Here is a 22,356-nt window from a genome sequence, read left to right as displayed (position 1 = left end):
CGCATGTCACTGCGTCTGCACGCCCCGGTGGTCCTGCCCTGCGACCCGTCCTGCGCCGTGGTGCGCGACGCGGTCGTGGACGTCGTCGACGGCCGGATCACCTTCGTCGGTCCCGCTGCCTCGGCGCCCGCGTTCGACGGCCCCGTTCGCGAGCTGTCGGGGATCCTGATGCCCGGCCTGGTCAACACCCACGCGCACACCCCGATGACCGTGCTGCGCGGCCTCGGCTCCGACCTGCCGCTGCTGAGGTGGTTGCAGGAGGCGATGTGGCCGAACGAGGCTCAGATGACGCCCGCCGACATGCACACGGGCATGCTGCTCGGCGCCGTCGAGATGCTGCGCAACGGCGTCACCACCTCGGCCGAGATGTACTTCCACGGCCGCGAGGTGACCTCGGCCGTGCTGGAGGCGGGTTCGCGGGTGGTGTTCGGCGGGGCGATCCTCGACGTGCCCGGCATGGACTGGAAGGCGCAGACCGACGAGATCTCGTCGTGGATCGATTCCGAAGGCCTGCGGTTCGGACCTGGTGAGCGCGTCGAGGTGGCGTACGGACCGCACTCCGCCTACACGCTCTCGGCGCCGCAGCTCACCGCCATCGCTCTGGAGGCCCGGGCTCGGGGCGCCCTGTTCATGGTGCACGTCGCGGAGTCGCCGTTCGAGGACGAGGCGGCTCGGGCCGAGTTCGGGTCCGTGCCGGCGTTGATGAAGGCCTCGGACGTGCTCGGCGGGCGCGTGCTGTCCGCGCACTCCGTGCACCTGTCGGACGACGACATCGCGGTCTACGCGTCGTTCGGGGTCGGGGTGGCGCACTGCCCGGCGTCCAACGCGAAACTCGCTTCGGGCATCGCGCGGGTGCCGGACATGCTGGCCGCCGGCGTTCCGGTCGGGCTCGGAACTGACGGGCCTGCTTCCAGCGACGACCTGGACCTGCTCGGGGCCGCGCGGCTGGCCGGGATGTTCGCGCGGGTCTCCACCATGGACGCGACCGTGCTCGGGGCCGCTCAGGCGTTGCTGATGGCCACCCGCGGTGGAGCCGACGCTCTCGGGCGGAACGACATCGGTTCGCTGGAGGCCGGTCGGTGGGCGGACGTGGTGCACGTGTCCGCCGACGACCCGGCGTTCGCGACCGGGCTGGACGCGCCGGACGCGCAGCTGCTGGCCAACCTGGTGTGGGCGGCGGGGTCGCGGCGGGTCACCGACGTGTGGGTGGCCGGGGAGCAGGTCGTGTCCGGTGGGGAGTCGACTCGGGTGGACCGGCACGAGGCGCAGGCGGGAGTCGCTGCGGTTGCCGCCCGTCTGCGCAGCGCATAGGGGACGTGCGCGGCGCGCAGCAGCACGTGCGCGCCGGGTTCCCCCATTTCGATACTACGGTCCGTCAACCTCTAGCCACAGGCTGTTGACAAGCCTGTGGACAACTAGTCACCTGCGCCCAACATCCCCCAAGTAGCCCCGTCCTGGCTTGCTGCACGCGGGGACCCCACGTGCAGGTGGCGGAAACGAAAGGTCCCCGCGTGACTTCCGGGTACGGCGTGGCGGGGCGCGACACGCCGCACCCCACCGCACGCGGGGAGCTTTCGTTCGGCACCGGATTCCGGCGCGGGGCCCTAGTGCGGGCGCGACCTCACGTTGATCTCGGTGATGTGCGCGTCGGGCGTCGCCAGCACGGCGGACGCCACGGCGCGGCCCACCGAGGCCGGGTCGATGTACTTGGACGGGTCGTAGTCGCCGCCCTCCTGGCGGCGCACGTCCTGCTGCATCGGGGTGGCGGTGCGGCCCGGGTAGACCGTGGTCACGCGCAACGCCGGCTCGTCGCCGCGCAGGGCGTCGGCGTAGGCGCGGAGGGCGAACTTCGAGGCCGCGTACACGCCCCAGCCCGGGTTGGCGGCCAGGCCCGCGCCCGAGTTGATCAGGACTACGTGGCCCGCGGCGGCGCGGAGCTGGGGCAGGACCAGGTTGGTCAGTTCGGCCACGGCGAAGACGTTCACGTCGAAGGTCTTCCGCCAGTCGTCGGACGTGGCCTCGGCCAGGGGGCCCAGCAGGGCGATGCCGGCGCTGTGGACCAGGACGTCGAGGCGGGACAGCGGTCCGAGGTCCGCTGAGGCGACATCGGTCAGGTCGAACGGCCAGGGCTGGGAGCCGGGGAGTTCGGCGGCGAGGACGGAGAGGGAGTCCTCGTCGCGTCCGCCTAGCAGGACGTCGTGCGTCGGGGCCAGACTGCGAGCGATGGCCGAGCCGATTCCGCTGGATGCCCCGGTGACGAGGGCGACCGGACGATCAGTCATGGGGGAACTCTAGTGCCGAAGAAGTTGATCCTGCCGTACCTGTGCCTGCTCTACTTCGTCAACTACCTGGACCGGGTCAACATAGGGTTCGCCGGGCCCAACGGGATGTCGGAGGAGCTCCAGCTCAGCGCGACCGTGTTCGGGTTCGCGTCCGGCGTGTTCTTCATCGGGTACCTGCTGCTCGAGGTGCCCAGCAACCTCGCGTTGCACCGGTTCGGGGCGCGGCGGTGGATCGCGCGGATCATGGTGAGCTGGGGGATCGTCGCCACGGCGATGGCGTTCGTGCCCAACGGGACCGTGCTGATCGTGCTGCGGTTCCTGCTGGGTGTGGCGGAGGCCGGGTTCTTCCCGGGGATCATCCTGTACCTGACGTACTGGTACCCGCAGAAGGAGCGGGCGCGGATCGTCGCGCTGTTCATGGTGGCGGTGCCGATCTCGACGGCGCTCGGGGCCACGTTCAGCGGGTTGCTGATCCAGTGGACCGACTGGCGGACGATGTTCCTCGTCGAGGGGCTGCCGGCGATCGCGCTGGCGTTCGTGACGTGGTTCTGGTTGCCGGACAAGCCCGGCAACGCTCCCGAAGAACCCGCCACCGAGGAGCACTGGCCGTTGAAGAAGGCCCTGACGCATCCGCGCATCCTGGCGTTGAGCTTCGTGTACTTCGGTATCGTCTACGGGCTGTACACGCTGGGGTTCTTCCTGCCGACGATCATCAAGGGGCTCGCGCCGGACGCGGGCATCGTCGAGCGCGGGTTGATCAACGCGATTCCGTACGTCCTCGGTGCGGTCGCCATGGTCCTGTGGGCCAGGCACGGCGACCGCACCGGAGAACGGAAGTGGCACGTCGCCGCGCCCATGCTGCTCGGCGGGGTGGCGATCCCGTTCGCGCTCTACCTCGAGAACCCCGTCGCGGCGATGGTCGCGGTCTCCGTCTGCGCCATCGGTGTCTGCGCCGCGCTGCCGACGTTCTGGGCGCTTCCCACGAGCTTCCTCGGCGGTGCTGCGGCGGCGGGCGGGATCGCATTGATCAACTCGTTGGGCAACCTGAGCGGCTTCGTCGCGCCCTACGTGACCGGGTCGCTGCGCGACCTCACCGGGACCCAGAAGACCGGCCTCTGGGTCGTCGGCATCACGATGGTCGCGGCGGCGGCCGTCGCGCTCGTTCAGAGGGCGGGCACCGAGAAGGTGTAGAGCGCCTCGTACTTGACCGAGGTCTGGGCGCCTTCGGTGCAGCCGCCCGTCGGTGCGAGGCCGCCCCTGGTGTTGAGGCGCTGCACGTAGCTGACACCCGCGAAGACGCCGTCACCCCTGGTGGACTTGGCTTTCAGCAGGAGCTCCGGAACGGCTCCGGGGACGTCGTTGCGGGCGCCGTCGACCGGGGCGGCCTCGACCGCGCTGCCGTCGACGGTGGAGACCCAGATCGGACCGCGCGAGTGCAGTCCGACCGCCCTGCCGAGCCGGTCCGCCAGGGTGGCCGCGGGTTCGAGGCCCTTCCAGGCCCCCGCTGTGCAGGTGTAGGTCTGCACACCCTTGGCCTGGAGCCTCTGGACGACCTTGTGGCCCGACGGGACCTGTACCGCGGGTGCGACCCTCGCGGAGGCCTCGCTCGTGGCAGCCTCGGTCGGCGCGGCGGTGGAGCTCACGCCTCCGACGAGGATGCCCAGAAGGGTTGATGCGACCAGGACGATGCCAGTTCGTTTCATCACCTGCTGTCGTACGGAACGAAATGCGGACCGGTTCAGTACCGTCTCAGCTGGCGGCGTAGAAGGTGTAGAGGGCCTTGTACGGGACGGAGGTCTGCGCGCCGGCCTTGCAACCACCGGCCGGGGCGACGCCGCCCTCGGTCGCGAGGCGCTGCACGAAGGAGACCTTGCCGAACAGGCCGTCGCCGCGCGCGACCTTGGTCTTGAGCAGGAGCTCGGGCACCGCGCCCTTGACGTCGTTCTTGGCGCCGTCGACGGGGGTGGCCTCGACCGCGCTGCCGTCCACGGTGGAGATCCAGACCGGACCCCGCGAGTGGATGACGATCGGCTTGTCGTCCTTGTCCACCAACGTGGCGGTGGGCTCTAGACCCTTCCACGCGTTGCCCTGGCACGAGTAGGTCTGGACGCCCGTGGCCTGGTACTTGCCGACCAGCTCCTGGCCCGCCGGGACCTGGACCGCTGCCGCGACGGGCGCGTCCTGGGCCTGAGCGACGGGAGTGGGGACGGCGCTGCCGGCCGTGGGGGTGCCACACGCAGCAAGACCCAGAAGAGCAGCAGCACCAACGAGAAGACGAACATTCACAACTCACTCCAAAGTGGACAGCCAAAGTGGACTTTCGGGGGTTTTGGCTGTCCGCGGTGCAGCCACCCATGACACGGGCGGGCGGCTGCACCGGTTCACATGATCAGAGTGAGCCAGGACACAAGGCCACGAGATCAGTCGCAGATCTTCCTGCGGTCCTTGCGCCACACCACCGCGACGGACGGACGCGGCTGCGAGGTGCCACCGTCCGGCCAGTGCGACAGCGGGTTGTTGGCCGACGCGCCGTCGATCTCACCGGGATGCTGCACGGACACCAGCACGAAGTCCTCGGTGATGACGGGACCGCAGGTCTCGGCACCCCTCGGCACGGTGAGGAACTGCTTGACCTGGCCGCGCTTCGGGCCCTCGACGGGCACCGCGAACAGGCCGTCGTTGGACGCCAGGGCGTTGCCGTCGGTGGAGATCCACAGGTTGCCGTGCGTGTCGAACGCGACGTTGTCCGGGCACGAGATCGGGCTGACCTGCGACTTGTCGAAGCCGCCGAAGTACGTGCCGGGGTCCTTCGGGTCGCCGCAGACGAGCAGCAGCTTCCAGGAGAACGTGGTCGCCGTGTTGTCGCTGCGGCGCTCCTCGATCTCCAGGACGTGGCCGTGCTTGTTGCCGTTGCGCGGGTTGATCTCGGTCGGGCCTTCCTTGCCCGCCTTGCCGCGGTCGGTGTTGTTCGTCAGCGCGGCGTAGATCCGGCGGTTGTGCGTCGAGGGCTCGACGTCCTCCGGGCGGTCCATCTTGGTGGCGCCGACCTTGTCCGCGGCCAGGCGCGTGAAGACGTAGACCTCTTCGGCGGTGAAGCCCGGCACGAACGACTTGTCGTTGTGCGCCAACGCGATCCACTCGCCGGAGCCGTCGAACTCGCCGTCGGCCGGGAGCGTGCCGGTGCCGTCGATCTCGGCGGCCGGGCTGTCACCCGTGAAGCGCGCGACGTACAGCGTGCCCTTGTCCAGCAGCTGCTTGTTGTGCTCGCGGGCGCGCTTCGAGCCGCCCTTCTGCATCTTCTCGTCGGAGACGAACTTGTACATGTAGTCGAAGCGCTCGTCGTCGCCCATGTACGCGACCACGCGGCCGTCCTTGGCGACGATGATGTTCGCGCCCTCGTGCTTGAACCGGCCGAGCGCGGTGTGCTTGACCGGCGTCGAGTGCTTGTCGAGCGGGTCGATCTCGACGATCCAGCCGAACCTGTTGGCCTCGTTGGGTTCCTGGGCCAGGTCGAAGCGCTTGTCGAAGCGCTCCCACTGGCGCAGGGACGCGCCGCCGCTGATGCCGTAACGGGCGAACTTAGCCTTCGTGTCCGGGTCGGTGACCAGGCTCGCGTTGGCGAAGTACTGGTTGAAGTTCTCCTCGCCGGACAGGATCGTGCCCCACGGCGTGACGCCACCGGCGCAGTTGTTCTGCGTGCCGAGCACGCGACGGCCCGTCGGGTCGGCGGAGGTCTTGAGGTACTTCGAGCCGGCGGCCGGGCCCTTCACCTCGAACGGCGTGGTGAGGGTGATGCGGCGGTTGTACTTCCGCTTGTCGTCCGGGCAGACGAAGAGCTTGCCGGTGCGCGGGTCGCGGTCGACCATCACGACCGACAGGCCGTGCGCGGCCCACGCGATCTTGGCGTGCTTCTCGGTGATCGTGGTGGGCGACCAGTCCTTGAACATGAAGGACTCGGTCGTGTACTCGTGGTTGCTCACCATGAGCCAGCTGTCGTGGTAGCCAGGAACCGGGACCAGACCGCAGAAGTCGTTGTTGAAGCCGAACTGCTTGGCCTGCGCCTCTGGCGTCTGGTTGTCGAAGTCGAACTCCGGCGAGTCGTCGAGGATCCCGTCACCCCAGCGGATGACGACGTCCTGCTGGAACCCCTCGGGCACGGTGATCTGGTCGAGGGTGTTGGGCTGCACCGGCTCGAAGTTCAGACCGCCCGGGTCCTTGGCACCGCCACGACCGGCGGGCTCGGCGTGCGCGGGAGGGGCGGCGGCCGCGGCACCGGAGAACGCGAGCGCGCCGGCACCGGCGACCGCGACGACGGCACCGGCCTTCAGCATGCCGCGGCGGCTCACGACCTCCTTCACGACGTCGCCGAAGTAGGCGTTGCCCGTGGTGTTGGGCGCCTCGTGGGCACAGGCGTTGCCGCAGCGGAACTCGCAGGTGACGGCCTGACGCCCGAGCGGGTGGTTGGTCGGGAGCAGGGGCAGCAGGCGACGGCCCCGATCGGTGGGTGAGGACACGCAGGCCTCCGAGATCGGTCAGTGTGGGAACTGGCCGAACCTAAGAGCCGAACGAGTTCGCCAGCCGTCCAGCAGATGAACGGCGGGCGAACTCGTACTACACCCGAACGATCACAGCACGCGTAGTGATCAGCCGATCTCGCCCAGTCGCCCCCGGTCCTTGCGCCACACCGCGACGACCGACGGACGCGGCCTGCTGGTGCCCCGGTCGGGCCAGTTGGAGACGGGCTTGTCGGCGTTCGCGCCGTCCACCTCACCGGGGTGCTGCACGCAGACCGTGATCACGCGTTCGCCGATCACCGGGCCGCACGTCTCGCCACCGCGCGGGACCGTGAGGAACAGCTTGAGGTGACCGCGTTCCGGGCCTTCCAGCGGCACGCCGTACAGGCCGTCGTTCAGGCCGTCGAGCTTGCCGTCGGCGTCGGTGGAGATCCACAGGTTGCCGTAGCGGTCGAACGCCACGTTGTCCGGACTGGAGATCGGGCTGACCTGCGACTTGTCGTACCCGCCGAAGTACGTGTTCGGGTCGTCCGGGAAGCCGCAGACCAGGAAGAGACCCCAGTTGAACGTCAGCGCGAGCGCGTCGCTGCGGCGTTCCTGCAGTTCCAGGACCTGGCCGTGGCGGTTGTTGATGCGCGGGTTCGGCTCGGTCGCGCCTTCCTTGCCCGCCGTGACGCCGCGTTCGACGTTGTTGCTGAGCGCGCAGTAGACCGTGCCGGTGCGCGGGTGGCACTCGATGTCCTCGGGGCGGTCCATCTTCGTGGCGCCGACCTTGTCGGCCGCGATGCGCGTGAAGACGTAGACCTCCTCGGCGGTCATGCCCGGCACGAACGACTTCTTGCCCGCCGCCAGCGGGATCCACTCGCCGGTGCCGTCGAACTTGCCGTCGCTGGGCAGCTTTCCGGTGCCGTCGATCTCGGACGCCGGGCTGTCGCCCTTGAACCGCGCGACGTAGAGCGTGCCGTCGTCGAGCAGCGTCATGTTGTGGCGGCGCGCGGCCTTGCTGTTGCCGCGCTTCATCTTCCCGGTGGAGATGAACTTGTAGATGTACTCGAAGCGTTCGTCGTCACCGGAGTACGCGACGACGCGGCCGTCGTCGGCGACGCGGATGTTCGCGGTCTCGTGCTTGAAGCGGCCGAGGTGCGTGTGCTTGACCGGCGTGGAGTCCGGGTCGTGCGGGTCGAGTTCGATGACCCAGCCGAACCTGTTGACCTCGTTGGGTTCCTTCGCGAGGTCCCAGCGCTTGTCGAAGCGCTCCCACTTGCGCGTCGTCGCGGTGCCGGTGACGCCGTAGCGGGTGAGGCGCGGGTCGTTGCGGCCGGCGGCGTTGGCGAAGTACTGGTTGAAGTTCTCCTCGCCGGACAGGATCGTGCCCCACGGCGTGACGCCGCCGGAGCAGTTGTTGATCGTGCCGAAGACCTTCCTGCCGGTGGGGTCCACCGAGGTCTTGAGCAGGTCGCTGCCCGCGGCCGGGCCACGCACCTCGAACGGCGTGTTGAGGGTGATGCGGCGGTTGTACTTGCTGAAGCGCGGCTTGTAGTGGCCGGTGAACAGCGACCGCTTGATCATGAACACCGACAGGCCGTGCGCGGCCCAGCCGATCCTGGCCTGTTCCTCGGTGGGGTTGTTCGCGTCGTAGCCGCGGAACATGAACGGCTCGCTGGTGTACTCGTGGTTCGTGACCATGATCCCGCTGAGCTCCAACGGGTCCAGCGGCAGGATCGCGGCGAAGTCGCAGTTGAAGCCGAACTGCTTCTCCTGCTTGGCCGCGGTCTGGTTGTCGAAGTCGAACTCGGGGACGCCGGGGAAGAGCGGGTCGCCCCAGCGGATCACGATCCCCTGCTCGTAGCCCTCCGGGACGACGACCTCGTCCTTGGTGTTGACCTGGACGGGCTTGAAGTCGAGGCCCCGGGGTGGGCGGCCCTGGGACTTCTCGGCGGGTGCGGCGGCCGCGGCCGTCGCGGGGGTGGCGATCGTGGCGGCGGCCGCGACGACCGCACCGGCCTTGAGCGCGGTGCGGCGACTGACCAGGTCGCCGAAGTACGGATTGTCCGAAGTGTTCGGAACGTCGTGGAAACACGCGTCGCCGCAGCGGTATTCACATGTCACCGCTGCTCTGCCGACGCGGTGGTTGACGAGCGGCAGGGGGATCATGGTGGTGGCCTCCTACGGTCGGTGCGGGAACCGCAGCCGACCGTAGTTCACCGTTTGTTAACCGACTAGCTGCTCGCTCGCGATCACGACTTCCGTAGGTACCTCGCGCGTATCAGTTCGGTTGAACGCGAGCAGGACGGCCGCGCCCACGCACAGCACCGCCGCCACGACGAACGGCTGGGCGAGGTGGCTGACGAACGTCGCGGCCAGCGCGCCGCCGAGCCACCGCAGGAAGTTGTACCCGGCGCTCGCCACCGGCCGCGGCGCGTCGCCGACGCTCATCGCGGTACCCGTGAACAGGGTGTTGAGCAGGCCGCTGACCAGGCCGCTCACGATGATCGCCACGACCAGCAACGGCTTGCTCGGCACCGCCATCAGCAGCATCAGCACGGCGAACGCGAGCACCGACGCGATGATCGCGCGCTTCTCGCCGATCCGGTCCGCGAGCCGCGGCGCGAGGAAGACGCTGGAGACCGCGACGCACACGCCCCAGCCGAAGAAGATCAGTCCGATCTCGACGGCGCCGAACCGGAGGACGAACGGCGACCAGGCCAGCACGGTGAAGAACGCCGCCGTGTAGAGCGCCGCTCCGATGCTCGTGCGGAGCAGGGTCGGGTTCCTCAGCGCCTTGAGGGGGTCGACGAGGCCGATCTTCGGGCGTTCCTGGTGCGAGTCCCTGGCCAGGAACGTTGCACAAAGGATCAACGCCACCGCCATCAGGACCGCGGTGCCGAGGAACGGTCCGCGCCACGAGATGCTGCCCAGGAGGGCACCCAGCAGCGGCCCGACGCTCAGACCGAGCCCGAGCGCGGCCTCGTAGAGCAGGATCGCCGCCTTCTGGCCGCCGCTCGCCGCACCGACGATGACGCTGAGCGCGGTGGCGATGAAGAACGCGTTGCCGAGCCCCCACACGGCCCGCAGGCCGACCAGCTGCCCGATGCTCCCTGCCGCCGAGCACAGCAGCGTGGCGACGACGATCAGCGCGAGCCCGCCGACGAGCGTGCGCTTGGCCCCGAATCGCGCCGTGGCCGCGCCCGTGAAGAGCATCGCCACGACCTGGACGCCGAGGTAGGACGAGAAGAGCAGGGTGACCTGCGCCGGTGTCGCGTGCAGACCCTCTGCGATGGACAACAGGATCGGGTCCACGAGCCCGATCCCCATGAAGGCGATCACGGCGGCGAACGCCGTGATCCAGACCTGTTTGGGCTGAGCTTTGAAATTCACTTAGCCAGCCTAACCGATTTTGCTTAGCATAGCGAAGTATCGTGCGCCACAGGGTACGGTTCGGGGCGTGGATGCGGTGATCTTCGACCTCGACGGCGTGCTGATCGACTCCGAGCAGGTGTGGGACGAGGTGCGCCAGTCGTTCGCCGCTGCTCATGGCGGGACCTGGACTCCCGAAGCGACTCGGGCGATGCAGGGGATGTCGACGCCGGAGTGGGCCGCGTACCTGGTGTCCGACGTGGGCGTCCAGTTGAAGCCGGATGAGGTTTCGGCCGGGGTGATCGCCGAGATGCAGAAGGCCTACGCGGCACACCTGCCGGTGCTGCCCGGGGCCGTCGAGGCGGTGCAGGCGGTGGCCTCCCGCTACCCGGTCGCCATCGCTTCGTCCGCGCCGGCCGTGCTCATCAGGGTGTTCCTCGACGTGACCGGGCTGCCGGTGCCCGTTGCGGTTTCGTCGGAGTCCTGCGCGGCGGGGAAGCCCGCACCGGACGTGTACCTCGCAGCGGCCGAGCAGTTGGGTGTTGCAGCTGCTGCCTGTTACGCCGTCGAGGATTCGACGAACGGGCTGAAGGCGGCGCTGGCCGCGGGGATGACGGTGCTGGCCGTGCCGAACCCGCACTTCCCGCCGGCTGAGGACGTGCTGGCTCAGGTGCGGGTGCTCGGGTCGATCGCCGAGTTGCCGGACGCGCTCGCGTAGCTGGTCGCGGCCATGCCGAGGGCGATGCAGGCGCAGGCGAGGACGCCCTTCGGCCAGTAGATGTGGCTGCTGAGGAACAGGTAGCTGCCCGCCATCAGCAAGAGCGCACCGGGGACGGCCTTGAGGCGGCTCTGGAGCAGCGCGCACACCGCGATCGCGAGGCTGGCGGCGAAGAAGCACCACGCGCCAACGGTTCCGAGCTGGTTGCCGATCCGGAAGACGGCCGCGTCACCCGGTGCGCGGCCGCCGTTCTGCAGGACCAGCGCGCCACCGCCGATGCCGGCCAACGCGTCCAGGGCGCCGTAGAAGACGACGTAACCGAAGGCCGCGACCCTGGCCGGGTAGCGGACGTATTTCGGGCTGTCGTCGAGCAGGACCCATTGCGCGGCACCGAGAAGCGGGAAGATCACCGCCAGGATGACGTGCATGTTCTGCCACCACTGGGCGGTCGACGCGTCCAGGTGGTGGGGGTGGGTCAGGCCGATTCCCGCCAGGACCAGGCCGGGGAGGGCGACGAGCAGCGTGCGCACGGCCTGAAGCTAGCGGTGATCGGCGCCCGCGAGCGAGTCCCGCGCGAAGTTCACCCGCCTCGGTCGGCTCGTGGAGATTCCGGCTTCCGCTCACGTGAGCGTCAGACCCGCTGGCGCTCAGACTGGGAACACACGCAGGTGTCTGTCGCCGGACGGCCACACGTCCTTAGCGTGGCCGGTATGACGCAACGAGTTGCTGTGGTCACCGGTACCGCGCAGGGCATGGGGCTGCGGATCGCCGAGGTGCTGCGGGAGGACGGGTTCGCCGTCGTCGGCTTCGACCTGCAGGAGAGCCAGGACGGGGTCGTCGGCAACGTCGCGAGCGCCGCGGACGTCGAGAGGCTCACCGAGCACGTCATGAGCACCCATCAGAGGGTGGACGTGCTGGTCAACAACGCCGGGATCGCGGGCATCGTGCCGTTCGAGGACACGAGCCTGGAGCAGTGGGAACGGATCATGGCGGTCAACCTGACCGGGCCGTTCCTGCTCACGCAGGCGCTGGGCAGGATCATGCTGCGACAGGGCAGCGGCAGCGTCGTCAACATCGCGTCGGTGGCCGGGCTGCAGGGCGTCGCGGATCGGGCCGCCTACAACACGACCAAGCACGGGCTGATCGGCCTCACGCGCACCCTGGCCGTCGAGTGGGGCGGGAGGGGAGTGCGGGTCAACGCCGTGTGTCCCGGGTGGGTCAAGACCGAGATGGACGTCGAGTCGCAGGCCGGCGGGTACTACGTGGACGACGACATCACCGACCACGTGCCGATGGGGCGGTTCGCGGCGCCGGACGACATCGCGCAGGCCGTGCGGTTCCTGGCCGGCGACAACGCCAGGTACGTCAACGGGGTCGCGTTGCCGGTCGACGGCGGGTGGACCGCGGACGGCAGCTGGCAGAAGCTGCGCCTGTCCAAGCGGTAGAAGAAGGGGCCGCCCCGAACGAGAGAGGCGGCCCCAACAACAACTACGCCTCGCCGCGGATGAACTTCTCCACGGCCTCGTGCGCCTCGGAGTCCGAGTACTGCACGGGCGGGGACTTCATGAAGTACGAGGAGGCCGAGAGGATCGGGCCGCCGATGCCGCGGTCCAGGGCGATCTTCGCCGCGCGGACCGCGTCGATGATGATGCCCGCGGAGTTCGGGGAGTCCCAGACCTCCAGCTTGTACTCGAGGTTCAGCGGGACGTCACCGAACGCGCGGCCCTCGAGGCGCACGTAGGCCCACTTGCGGTCGTCGAGCCACGCCACGTAGTCGGACGGGCCGATGTGGACGTTGCGCTTGCCCATCTCGCGGTCCACCTGGGACGTGACGGCCTGGGTCTTGGAGACCTTCTTGGACTCCAGGCGCTCCAGTTCCTTCATGTTCAGGAAGTCCATGTTGCCGCCGACGTTCAGCTGCATGGTGCGGTCGAGCTGGACGCCGCGGTCCTCGAACAGCTTCGCCAGCACGCGGTGCGTGATGGTGGCGCCGACCTGGGACTTGATGTCGTCACCGACGATCGGGACGCCGGCGGCGCGGAACTTCTCCGCCCACTCCGGGTCCGACGCGATGAAGACCGGCAGGGCGTTGACGAAGCCGACACCGGCGTCGATGGCGCACTGGGCGTAGAAGCGGTCCGCGTCCTCGGAACCCACGGGCAGGTACGAGACCAGCACGTCGACCTCGGCCTCGCGCAGAGCGGCGACCACGTCGACCGGTGCCGCGTCGGACTCCTCGATCGTCTCCCGGTAGAAGCGACCGAGGCCGTCGTAGGTGTGCCCGCGCTGCACGACGACGCCGAGCGGCGGCACGTCCGCGATCTTGATGGTGTTGTTCTCGCTGGCGCCGATGGCCTCGGAGAGGTCGACACCCACCTTCTTCGCGTCCACGTCGAACGCTGCGACGAACTCGACGTCGCGCACGTGGTAGTCACCGAACTGCACGTGCATCAGACCGGGCACGCGGGTGCTCGGGTCGGCGTCACGGTAGTAGTGGACGCCCTGCACCAGCGACGCCGCGCAGTTGCCAACCCCGACGATGGCCACTCGAACGGTGCGGCGGTTTTCGCCCATTGCCGAGTCCTCCTTGATCAACATGTGAGTTACTGCTCGTCCTGCTCGGACTTCTCGTGCGCGATGAGCTCGTTGAGCCACCGCACCTCGCGCTCCGTGCTTTCCAGGCCTTGGCTGTGCAGCTCACGGGTGTAGCGATCGATCTGCTCACCGGTTCGCGTCAGTCGCTCGCGCAGGCCCTCCCTGCGTTCTTCGACACACCGCCGGCGGCCTTCCAGGATGCGCATCCTGACGTCGGCCGGCGTGCGTGAGAAGAACGCCAGGTGGACCCCGAACGAGTCGTCGTCCCAGGTCTGCGGCCCCGCGTTGGCCAGGAGGTCGGCGAACCGCTCCTTGCCGTCCGGGGTCAGCTTGTAGACCTTGCGAGCCCGACGTCCCCAAGAAAGAGCCGATTCCTCCGGCCCCTCCTCCACGATCAGGCCCGCCCGTTGGAGTCGCCGCAGTGTTGGGTACAGCGATCCGTAGGAGAACGCGCGAAACGCTCCGAGCAGGTCATGCAAGCGCTTGCGCAGCTCGTAGCCGTGCATGGGCGCCTCGTGCAGCAGGCCGAGCAGCGCGAACTCGAACACGAGTCACCTCCCCGCACCTGCACCGATAGGTGAGGTGATTATATCGGCGCGATACATCGTGTGCTCCTCAGAACTGTGGGATGTGGCACACCGTGATACCGCGTCGCCGACCGCTGCCCTGAACGGCCCATCATCGAAAAGCGCCCGGCACGTACTCTTGTCACGTGTTGACCCAACGGCAGGTGGTGGACTACTCGCTGCAGCGACGTGCGCTGCTGGCGGAGGTCCATGCCGGTCGCACGGGCACCATGGAGGTCTGCGACGCGAACCCGTACCTGCTGCGAGCTGCGAAGTTCCACGGTACGGCGACCGACGTGCCCTGCCCGGTGTGCCGCAAGGAACCGCTGACGCACGTGTCGTGGGTCTACGGTGACGAGCTCAAGCACGCGTCCGGGTCGGCGCGGACACCTGAAGAACTGGTGAAGATGGCGAACCTCTTCGACGAGTTCTCCGTGTACCTCGTTGAGGTTTGCCGCACGTGCAGTTGGAACCACCTGGTGCAGTCATACGTCCTGGGGAAGCGTGGGCTGGAAAAGCCACGCAGGAGGACTGCGGCGGAATGACGCTCAGGTGACACTGCTCCGAACGAAGTACGACCACCGAACCGTGTGCTGATGCACGCCGGTCTGGGAGGCCTTTTCACGTGAACGACCAGCATGATGACCGGCAGCGCGGAGGCGAGCCGCAGTGGCCGACCGGGGACGACCCGGACGGCGGCGGCACGAGGCGCGATGTCCCGAATCAGCCGCGACCGGGCACCCCGCCCGGCGGTTTCGCGCGCCCTCCCCAGGGTGGCACGCCGCCCGGTGGTTTCCCACAGCAACAGCCTCCGCGCCGCCCGAACGGACCAGGCGGTCCGCAGGGTGGGCCGCAGGGTGGGCCGCAGGGCGGTCCCGGCCGGCCGATGAACGGTCCGGGCGGTCCCGGCCCGCAGGGCGGTCCCGGCATGGGTGGCCCCGGTCCGCAGGGCGGGCCCGGTGGCCCCGGCGGCAACCGTCCGCCGACGCCTCCCGGTGGCATGCCCATCGCCCCGCCTCCCGGCGCCCGCCGCCCCGGTGGTCCCAGCGGTCCCGGTGGCCCCGGTCCGGGTGGTCCCGGCCCGCAGGGTGGCCCCGGCCGTCCCGGCATGCCCCCGCGCAACCCCGGCGAAGAGCGCACCACGCAGATGCCGCCGGTCAACCGGCCGACGCAACGCGAGCCCGAGCTCATCACCCACCGCGAGCCTGACGACGAGTTCCTCATGGCCGGCGTGGACGACGATGACGACGAGTACTACGACGACGAGCCGGAGCTCACCGAAGAGGAGGAGCGTCGGCTGCGCAAGAAGAAGATCTGGAAGCGCGTCCGCATCGGCGCGTTCGTCGCCATCGGCATGATGATCCTGGGTCCGGTGATCGCCATCGCGGTCGCGTACCCGCTGGTCGACTGGCCGCGCCCGAACGAGATCGCGGACGCCCAGGACAAGACGATCACGCTGCTCTACTCGGACGGCTCCGAGATGGGCAAGATCACCTCGCCGGGCCAGAACCGCACGCTCCTCACCTACGAGGAGATCCCGGACAACGTGAAGAACGCGGTCATGGCCGCGGAGGACGCGAACTTCTACGACAACCCCGGCTTCGACGCCAAGGCGATCGTGCGCGCCGTCTGGATCCAGGCGACGGGCGGCAGCTCGGGTGGTTCCGGTCTGACGCAGCAGTACATCAAGAAGGCCACGGGCAACGAGGAAGCGACGCTGACCCGTAAGTTCACCGAGCTCGTCAAGGCCTACAAGATGAGCAACGAGTCGGACCACAACACGATCCTCACCGCGTACCTCAACACGGTGTACTTCGGTCGTGGCGCGAACGGCTTCAAGGCCGCCTCGCAGGTCTACTACAACAAGCCGATGGCGGAGCTCACCCCGTCCGAGGCCGCGCTCATCGCCGGCATGATCCAGACGCCTTCCTGGTCGGAGGACGTCGAGTACTCGAAGAAGCGCTGGGAGTTCGTGATGCTCCAGATGCTTCAGAAGAAGTGGATCAGCCAGGCCGACTACGACGCCCGCCAGTACCCGCAGCCGCTGCCGTTCGAGCAGACGCAGCCCGCCGGTCTCGACGGCCCGCTCGCCCGCGTGAGCCAGCAGGTCCAGAACGAGATCGACAGCGGGATCGGCAACCTCAGCATGGAGCGTGCGCAGAAGGTCGGCGTCACGATCACCACGACGATCGACAAGGGCATGCAGCAGGCCGCCCTCGACGCCGTGACCGCCGTGATGGAGGGCCAGGACCCGGAACTGCGGACGTCGCTCAGCGCGATCGAGCCGCAGTCGGGCGCGGTCAGGGCCTACTACCCGGGCAAGGACGGCCTGAAGGGCATCGACTACGCCAAGGGCACGATCCAGGAGGCCGGCTCGTCGTTCAAGCCGTTCGACCTGGTGGCCGCGCTCAAGGCGGGCAAGGGCATCGGCGACACCTACGACGCCACCCCGCGCAAGATCGCCGGCGTCGAGGTCCGCAACGCGGGCAACACCACGTGCGGCAAGCAGTGCCCGATCAAGCAGGCCATGAAGGAGTCCCTCAACACCGTGTTCTACGACATGGTGGCGGGTCCGGAGGGCACGGGCACCAAGGCCGTGGCCGACGCGGCGCACGCGGCGGGCATCCCGAAGGTCGTGCGGGTCGGTGGCCAGGAGAAGCAGACCCTGGTCGGTGAGGGCGGCAACCCGCCCACCGCCGGTATCGCCATCGGCGCGGACAGCGCGCAGGTCCGTCCGTTCGACATGGCCTCGGCGTACGCGACGTTCGCGGCGCGCGGCATGTACCGCCAGCCGTTCTTCGTCGCGAAGGTCGTCGGCCCGACCGGTGACGTGCTCTACCAGCACGTCGACCAGGCCGTGCCGGCGTTCGACCCGGTCGAGACGAAGAGCCGCGACATCGCGGACAACGTCACCGAGACGTTGAAGGCGATCCCGTCCGGCGCGATCGCCTGTGCCGGTGGCCGTCCGTGCGCGGGCAAGACCGGTACGCACGAGCTCCCCGGCAGCCTCGACCAGAACTCGAAGGCCTGGATGGTCGGTTACACGCCGCAGCTGTCCGCCTCCGTGTGGGTCGGCAAGGACCAGGGCAACGTGGCCATCAGGGACAAGAGCGGCAAGGCCGTCTTCGGTTCCGGTCTGCCCGGCCTGATGTGGAAGAAGTTCATGGACGCGGCCCTCGCGAACGCGCAGAAGGAAGCGTTCCCGACGCCGGTCCCGCTGGGCAACTTCAACCCGCCGAAGAAGTCGGACCCGCCGGCACCGCCGTCGAGCAACAACCAGCCGTCGAACCCGAGCCCGCCTCCGCAGACGTCGGAGACGAAGCCGCCGCAGACGCAGCCGTCGAAGCCCTGCATCCCCGGCATCACCTGTGAGGACCCGTCGAACGAGCCCCCGGACCCGTCGCAGACGAGGCCCAGGGGTGGTAATCCAGGAGGCTGACCAGTGAAGGGGCCCGGTGCACAGCGCACCGGGCCCCTTCGCTTTGTGCCGTTACCTGGGATGTTGACCACGGCGAAACGGTCTTGGCCGTAACATCCGCCCCGTGCCCAGCAGCCCTGCCGAGCTTCCCGCCGAGTCCTCCGAGAAGGACCTCGCCGAGGACACCGACTCGCTCACGCCCGAGGAGCGCGTCGCACCGACGTGGACCGAGTCACTGGCGCGCGGCCTGAGCAGACCGTTCGGCGGTCCGCTGGGCGAGCACGCGCTGGTCGGCAGGAACTACTTCTGGACGGCCGTGCGGGTCGTCCTGATGCTCGCCGTGGTCACGTTGCTGCTGGGATGGGTGCAGAAGTCGCCGTGCATCCAGCAGTACGTCGACGACAAGGGCGTCGTGCAGCTCGACTGGCGGGGGAGCCGTCAGTTCGTCGCGCTCTGCTACTCCGACACCGTGCCGCTCTACACGGCGGAACGGCTCGACCAGCAGGGCTCCTTCCCGTACATCACGTCGTGGAAGGACGACGAGGGCAAGCCGACCGAGCACGTCCGGTACATGGAGTATCCGGTCGTCACGGGCTTGTTCATGTGGCTCAACGCGCGCGTTGCGCAGGGCCTCGTGGCGTTGGTGCCCGGTCTGCCGATGACGGTCATCGTGTTCTTCAACGTCACGGCGTTCTGGCTCGCGGTGGCGTGGCTGGTGACGGTGTTCTCGGTGGCCCGCATCGCGCGGCGACGGACCTGGGACGCGGCGATCGTGGCGGTGTCACCGCTGGTCATCGTGCACGCGTTCACGAACTTCGACACGATCGCGACGGCGTTCGCCACGGCAGGCATGCTGGCGTGGGCGCGGAAGAAACCCGTGCTCGCCGGTGTGTTGCTGGGGCTCGGTGGCGCGGCGAAGCTCTATCCGTTGTTCCTGCTCGGGCCGTTGCTGTTGTTGTGCTGGCGGTCCAACAGACTCAAGGTCGGTCTCACCACCACTGCGGCGGCCATAGGCGCGTGGGCGTTGGTGAACGCACCGCTGGCGTTGAACCCGGCGTCGCACACGGGCTGGCGGGAGTTCTTCAGGCTCAACACCGAACGCAACGCGGACCCGGACACGCTCTACAACGTCCTCGTGCAGTGGACGGGCTGGCAGGGCTTCGACCCCGGCCTCACGCAGGGGCAGCCGCCGACGGTGCTCAACACGGTCAGCATGGTGCTGTTCCTGGTCTGCTGCGCCGGCATCGCGTACGTGGCGCTGTCGGCGCCCACCCGGCCGCGGCTGGCCCAGCTCGGGTTCCTCGTGGTGGCGGCGTTCCTGCTGACGAACAAGGTGTGGAGCCCGCAGTACTCGCTGTGGCTGGTGCCGCTGGCCGTGCTCGCGTTGCCGCGCTGGAAGCTGTTGCTGGCGTGGATGACCGTGGACGCGCTGGTGTGGGTGCCGCGCATGTACTTCTACCTCGGCACGGACCACAAGGGACTGCCGATCGACTGGTTCCTCGGCGCCGTGCTGCTGCGGGACGCGGCCGTCATCGCGTTGTGCGTGCTGATCCTGAAGGAGATCTACCACCCGGAACGCGACCTGGTGCGGATGGCGGGCGACGACCCGTTGGCGGGCGTGCTGGCCGACGCGCCGGACCGGCCGCTGGTCAGACCCTCACGAGGCGAGCCATTGCACCGAATGCGGTCCCGTTCGGGTGCAGGTGATCCCCGGAGTCGAACTCCGGACGCAGTCTGAGCGGGTCGGCGCGGTCGCGGACGGCCGCGTCGAAGTCGATGGCGTCGGGGAAGGTGGCGCGGATCCACGCGTTCACCTCCTGCCGCTGCTGCTCGCGTTCCTCGGTCCAGGCGAACCAGCCGCGCCACGGCGTGATGGTGCCGACGCGGAACTCCACGCCCTCGGTGCGGCACCGCGCCTGGAGGGTGCGGATGCCCGCGATGACGTTCTCGGCGCTGACGCCGTTCTGGATGTCGTTGATGCCGCCGAGCAGCACGACCTTGCGGACCTCCTTGCTGTACAGGACGTCCCGGTGGACACGGGTGACCATCGGCGCGTTGCCCAGCACCACGCCGTTGCCGTTGATGCCGGCGTTGAGCACCGCGTAGTCGGTCTCGACCAGGGACGGCCAGGTGTTCTCGTACCAGCCTTCGGTGATCGAGTCGCCGAACATCACCACCGCGCCCGGTGCGGTGAAGCCCGCGACCTCGACCGCGGAGATCAGGCAGATCTGCTCGCGGGTCGAGGTGATCGTGCGGTGCGCACGGGCCTGGCACGGCGTTCCGGCCGGTGTGTACGTGCGGATGTCGAGCGTGTCGGTGACCTTGAGCTGCACGGCGTCGCTGTAGACCTCACCGCGCGCACGAATGGTCACGGCCGTGGACCTGTTGAACGTGAGCCGCCGCATCTCGCCGTCCGCCGTGGCGACGACCTCTTGGACGCGGACGGGCTTGATGCCCATGAGGTTCGACAGCCGGACGCGCACGGACGTGCCGCCCGCCGCGAGGTCGACGGTGGTGCGCACGCTCTGGTCCGGTACCGCGCTCGACTGGGTCGGCACGGCCTGCCACACGGGCAGCCAGCGGATCACCTCCGACCGCACCGGCACGCCGGAGGCACCGCAGACCAGCAGCAACGCCAGCGCGATGATCACCCTCACGCTTGCAGTCTGCGTCGGGTCAGGCCCTCGCGGCTACAGTCCCGCGGACGAACTTCAGATCTTCGTGGTCGTCCTCGGTGACGTCCCTCGACTTCAGGAACACCACGAACAACGCCGCGAGCAGCGCGGCCCGGCCCCACACGCCGATCATCACGGCCTGCGCGGAGAAGCTGTCGTAGATCCCCGCCGGCTGGCCGAACTCGATCGCCCAGAACCAGCGGAAGATGCCGATGCCCATCGCGATGTCGACGACGTAGTACGCGAACGCCCACATCAGCCGCACGCGCAGCAGCACGAGGAACGGCACCAGCCACAGCGTGTACTGCGGCGAGTGGACCTTGTGCAGCAGCATGAAGCCGCACAGCATCGCGCCGGACACCGCGATCCACGGGTAGCTGCCCTCGCGGCGGAACCGCACCCAGCCGTAGCCCGCGGCGATCGCGAACGAGACCAGGATCGCGATCGGCGAGAGCACGCCGACCAGCGACTGCATCGCGTCGTCGCCGATGAACGGCCGCAGGCCCCAGTACCAGATCGAGTTCGTGGTGATGTCGACCCGGCGCAGCGACTGGAACTCGAACGACGCCGCCCAGCCGTCGTACCCGGCGATCGCGAACGGCAGGTTGACCAGCACGACCGTGACGATCGAGGCGAGGCCGACCTTGATCGCGCCGGCGACGTCGACCTTCTTGCCGTCGGGCATCTCCTGGCCGCGCCAGCCACCGGTGGCGACGAAGAGCATCAGCGGCAGCACGAACGCCGCCGGGTAGACCTTGAACGCGAACCCGAGGCCCAGCAGAACGGACGCGACCACCGCTCTCTCGACCAGCGGACGGTTCCAGCGGTGCACCACGAAGACCGCGGCGACCGAGCACAGCACGACCGGCAGGTCCCAGTTGTGGAACGCGTAGAGGACCAGCGGTGGCCCGATCGCCCAGAGCAGGGCGCGCCAGCGGGCGAGCTTGCCCAGCAGCCAGCCGGTGAGCAGGCCGAACGGCGCCATCAGCAGCGACGAGTAGAGCAGGTACTCCGCGTCGTTGTGCGCGAAGATCGCACCCGCCCAGATCAGCAGGCCGGAGAGCACCGGGTACTCGACCGTGCCCCCGATGAGGACGCCCTTGTCGTTGATGTTGCCGTCGACGTAGGGGAAGACGTGGCGGTCGATGTCGCGCCCGATCCAGAGGTGCTGGATGTCGGAGTAGCAGACGTCTTCCTTGTTGCGCTCGTCGTAGTCGGGCTGCGTGCGGCCCCACTGGTCGAACGAGGGACCGGTGCAGCGGTCCTTGTTGACGAAGCCCAGCAGCAGCGTGAGCCCGCACAGGAGCACGAGCACGACGGCGGCGGCGCTGCCGAAGCGGTGCGCGAAACGCCGGGCGTCGCCTCGCTCGGGCGTCACGCTCACCACCTCGTGCACGGAGTTCACCGGCCGGCGCGGTCGCGCAGGAAGGCGATGTCTTCTGCCTGGCCCTCGTCCGGTGTCTCCACCACGACGGGGCACCCGGCGCTGGCGACCACGGCCGCCAGTTGATCGGCGTCGATGGTGCCAGTCTTGATGTTGTCGTGCCGATCGCGCGCCGAACCGAAGTCGTCCTTCGAGCTGTTGAGGTGCACGAGGTCGATCCGGCCGGTGATCGCTTTCACCCGATCGACGATGCCGACCAGGTCCTCGCCCGCCGCGAACGCGTGGCAGGTGTCCAGGCAGAAGCCCGAACCGAACTCGCCGACCGCGTCCCAGAGGCGCTTGATGTTGTCGAACGAGCGCGCCATCGCGTTGTCGCCGCCCGCGGTGTTCTCGATCAGCACCGGGACCGCGAAGCCGCCTTCGGCGACCTGCCGTTCGAAGAACTTGCGCCAGTTCGCGAAGCCGTCGGCCGGGTCCTCGCCCTTGGTCACGTGGCCGCCGTGCACGACCAGGCCCTTGGCGCCGACGGTCGCGGCCGCCTCCGCGTGCTGGACCACGTTCTTCCTGGACGGAATCCGGATCTTGTTGTTCAACGACGCGATGTTGATCAGGTACGGGGCGTGGACGAACACCTCGAGGCCGGAGGCGAGCAGGGCCTCCGCCTGCGGGTGGGGTTTGGGCTTCTTCCAACCCTGGGGATCCGACAGGAAGAACTGGACGACCTCGGCCCCGCGTTCGGCCGCGGCGCCGACCGGGTCGTCGTCGCGTACATGGGCCCCGATGCGCATACGCAGGAGGGTAGTCGCCGCCCATAACGTCATCGCAGCCGCCGCCGATAGGAGTAATT

At 68.8% G+C, this 22,356-nt stretch carries 19 protein-coding genes; 7 read left to right on the top strand and 12 right to left on the bottom strand.

Translation table 11 applies throughout. From position 1 onward, the window contains the following. The first annotated feature begins 3 nt into the window (after positions 1 to 3). Complete coding sequence (locus QSK25_RS09875; RefSeq protein WP_285636782.1) at positions 4 to 1,311, top strand: amidohydrolase family protein; 1,308 nt, start codon at positions 4 to 6, stop codon at positions 1,309 to 1,311. 293 nt (positions 1,312 to 1,604) lie between these two features. On the opposite strand, the gene QSK25_RS09870 is transcribed toward QSK25_RS09875, so the two are convergent. Continuing rightward, positions 1,605 to 2,282, bottom strand: a complete 678-nt coding sequence (locus QSK25_RS09870; protein ID WP_285636779.1) for an SDR family oxidoreductase — start codon at positions 2,280 to 2,282, stop codon at positions 1,605 to 1,607. A 12-nt stretch (positions 2,283 to 2,294) separates the two neighbouring features. On the opposite strand from QSK25_RS09870, the gene QSK25_RS09865 reads away from it, so the two are divergent. Continuing rightward, positions 2,295 to 3,473, top strand: a complete 1,179-nt coding sequence (locus tag QSK25_RS09865) for an MFS transporter (protein WP_285636776.1) — start codon at positions 2,295 to 2,297, stop codon at positions 3,471 to 3,473. Here the strand turns inward: QSK25_RS09865 and QSK25_RS09860 are convergent. The 5 genes from QSK25_RS09860 to QSK25_RS09840 form a co-directional block, all read right to left on the bottom strand. Then, entirely contained in the window at positions 3,446 to 3,985 is a 540-nt protein-coding gene (locus tag QSK25_RS09860; protein ID WP_285636773.1) for a DUF3455 domain-containing protein, read from the bottom strand. The two genes, QSK25_RS09865 and QSK25_RS09860, sit on opposite strands and share 28 nt — an antisense overlap. A 46-nt stretch (positions 3,986 to 4,031) precedes the next feature. Next, positions 4,032 to 4,568, bottom strand: coding sequence for a DUF3455 domain-containing protein (locus QSK25_RS09855; protein WP_285636770.1), 537 nt, complete (start codon positions 4,566 to 4,568; stop codon positions 4,032 to 4,034). A 134-nt stretch (positions 4,569 to 4,702) separates the two neighbouring features. Continuing rightward, positions 4,703 to 6,796 (bottom strand): PhoX family protein, encoded by a 2,094-nt coding sequence (locus QSK25_RS09850; protein WP_285636767.1) that lies wholly within the window; start codon positions 6,794 to 6,796, stop codon positions 4,703 to 4,705. A gap of 129 nt (positions 6,797 to 6,925) precedes the next feature. After that, positions 6,926 to 8,950: a PhoX family protein gene (locus QSK25_RS09845; protein ID WP_285636764.1), complete on the bottom strand. Its 2,025-nt coding sequence runs from the start codon at positions 8,948 to 8,950 to the stop codon at positions 6,926 to 6,928. A gap of 57 nt (positions 8,951 to 9,007) precedes the next feature. Next, positions 9,008 to 10,174 carry an MFS transporter gene (locus tag QSK25_RS09840; protein WP_285636761.1) on the bottom strand — a complete coding sequence of 389 codons (1,167 nt, stop codon included), beginning with the start codon at positions 10,172 to 10,174 and terminating at the stop codon, positions 9,008 to 9,010. 67 nt (positions 10,175 to 10,241) lie between these two features. Here QSK25_RS09840 and QSK25_RS09835 point away from each other — a divergent pair, with 67 nt between their 5' ends. Further along, a complete protein-coding gene (locus QSK25_RS09835; RefSeq protein ID WP_285636758.1) occupies positions 10,242 to 10,871 on the top strand; it encodes an HAD family hydrolase in 630 nt (209 codons plus the stop codon). Here QSK25_RS09835 and QSK25_RS09830 read toward each other — a convergent pair. Further along, positions 10,820 to 11,401, bottom strand: coding sequence for a hypothetical protein (locus QSK25_RS09830; protein WP_285636754.1), 582 nt, complete (start codon positions 11,399 to 11,401; stop codon positions 10,820 to 10,822). The two genes, QSK25_RS09835 and QSK25_RS09830, sit on opposite strands and share 52 nt — an antisense overlap. Before the next feature lie 180 nt (positions 11,402 to 11,581). Here QSK25_RS09830 and QSK25_RS09825 point away from each other — a divergent pair, with 180 nt between their 5' ends. Further along, positions 11,582 to 12,316, top strand: a complete 735-nt coding sequence (locus QSK25_RS09825) for an SDR family NAD(P)-dependent oxidoreductase (protein ID WP_285636751.1) — start codon at positions 11,582 to 11,584, stop codon at positions 12,314 to 12,316. A 43-nt stretch (positions 12,317 to 12,359) separates the two neighbouring features. On the opposite strand, the gene QSK25_RS09820 is transcribed toward QSK25_RS09825, so the two are convergent. Both QSK25_RS09820 and QSK25_RS09815 read right to left on the bottom strand, forming a co-directional pair. Further along, the gene (locus QSK25_RS09820) at positions 12,360 to 13,445 is read right to left on the bottom strand and encodes an inositol-3-phosphate synthase (RefSeq protein ID WP_285637592.1); all 1,086 of its coding nucleotides are present in this window, start codon (positions 13,443 to 13,445) and stop codon (positions 12,360 to 12,362) included. 29 nt (positions 13,446 to 13,474) lie between these two features. Continuing rightward, the gene (locus tag QSK25_RS09815; protein ID WP_285636748.1) at positions 13,475 to 14,014 is read right to left on the bottom strand and encodes a PadR family transcriptional regulator; all 540 of its coding nucleotides are present in this window, start codon (positions 14,012 to 14,014) and stop codon (positions 13,475 to 13,477) included. A gap of 164 nt (positions 14,015 to 14,178) precedes the next feature. Here QSK25_RS09815 and QSK25_RS09810 point away from each other — a divergent pair, with 164 nt between their 5' ends. The 3 genes from QSK25_RS09810 to QSK25_RS09800 all read left to right on the top strand — a co-directional run bounded on the left by QSK25_RS09810 (position 14,179) and on the right by QSK25_RS09800 (position 19,188). Then, positions 14,179 to 14,577, top strand: coding sequence for a DUF5318 domain-containing protein (locus QSK25_RS09810; protein WP_285636745.1), 399 nt, complete (start codon positions 14,179 to 14,181; stop codon positions 14,575 to 14,577). A 341-nt stretch (positions 14,578 to 14,918) separates the two neighbouring features. After that, positions 14,919 to 17,471: a transglycosylase domain-containing protein gene (locus QSK25_RS09805; RefSeq protein WP_285636741.1), complete on the top strand. Its 2,553-nt coding sequence runs from the start codon at positions 14,919 to 14,921 to the stop codon at positions 17,469 to 17,471. A 103-nt stretch (positions 17,472 to 17,574) separates the two neighbouring features. Then, on the top strand, positions 17,575 to 19,188 hold the full coding sequence (locus QSK25_RS09800) for a glycosyltransferase family 87 protein (protein WP_285636739.1): 1,614 nt from the start codon (positions 17,575 to 17,577) through the stop codon (positions 19,186 to 19,188). Here QSK25_RS09800 and QSK25_RS09795 read toward each other — a convergent pair. From QSK25_RS09795 to QSK25_RS09785, 3 genes are read right to left on the bottom strand one after another with little or no spacing between them, the layout of a single operon-like run. Further along, complete coding sequence (locus QSK25_RS09795; RefSeq protein WP_285636736.1) at positions 19,100 to 20,107, bottom strand: GDSL-type esterase/lipase family protein; 1,008 nt, start codon at positions 20,105 to 20,107, stop codon at positions 19,100 to 19,102. The genes QSK25_RS09800 and QSK25_RS09795 overlap by 89 nt on opposite strands. A 19-nt stretch (positions 20,108 to 20,126) precedes the next feature. Next, positions 20,127 to 21,503, bottom strand: a complete 1,377-nt coding sequence (locus QSK25_RS09790; protein ID WP_285636733.1) for a glycosyltransferase family 87 protein — start codon at positions 21,501 to 21,503, stop codon at positions 20,127 to 20,129. A gap of 23 nt (positions 21,504 to 21,526) precedes the next feature. Then, positions 21,527 to 22,297, bottom strand: a complete 771-nt coding sequence (locus QSK25_RS09785) for a deoxyribonuclease IV (RefSeq protein ID WP_285636731.1) — start codon at positions 22,295 to 22,297, stop codon at positions 21,527 to 21,529. Between the last annotated feature and the right edge of the window lie 59 nt (positions 22,298 to 22,356).

This window comes from Lentzea sp. NBRC 102530 (assembly GCF_030269365.1).
In the GTDB taxonomy this organism is placed as follows: domain Bacteria; phylum Actinomycetota; class Actinomycetes; order Mycobacteriales; family Pseudonocardiaceae; genus Lentzea.
The sequence above is the reverse complement of the archived record's forward strand: the minus strand, read 5'-3'. Positions and strand labels throughout refer to the sequence as shown.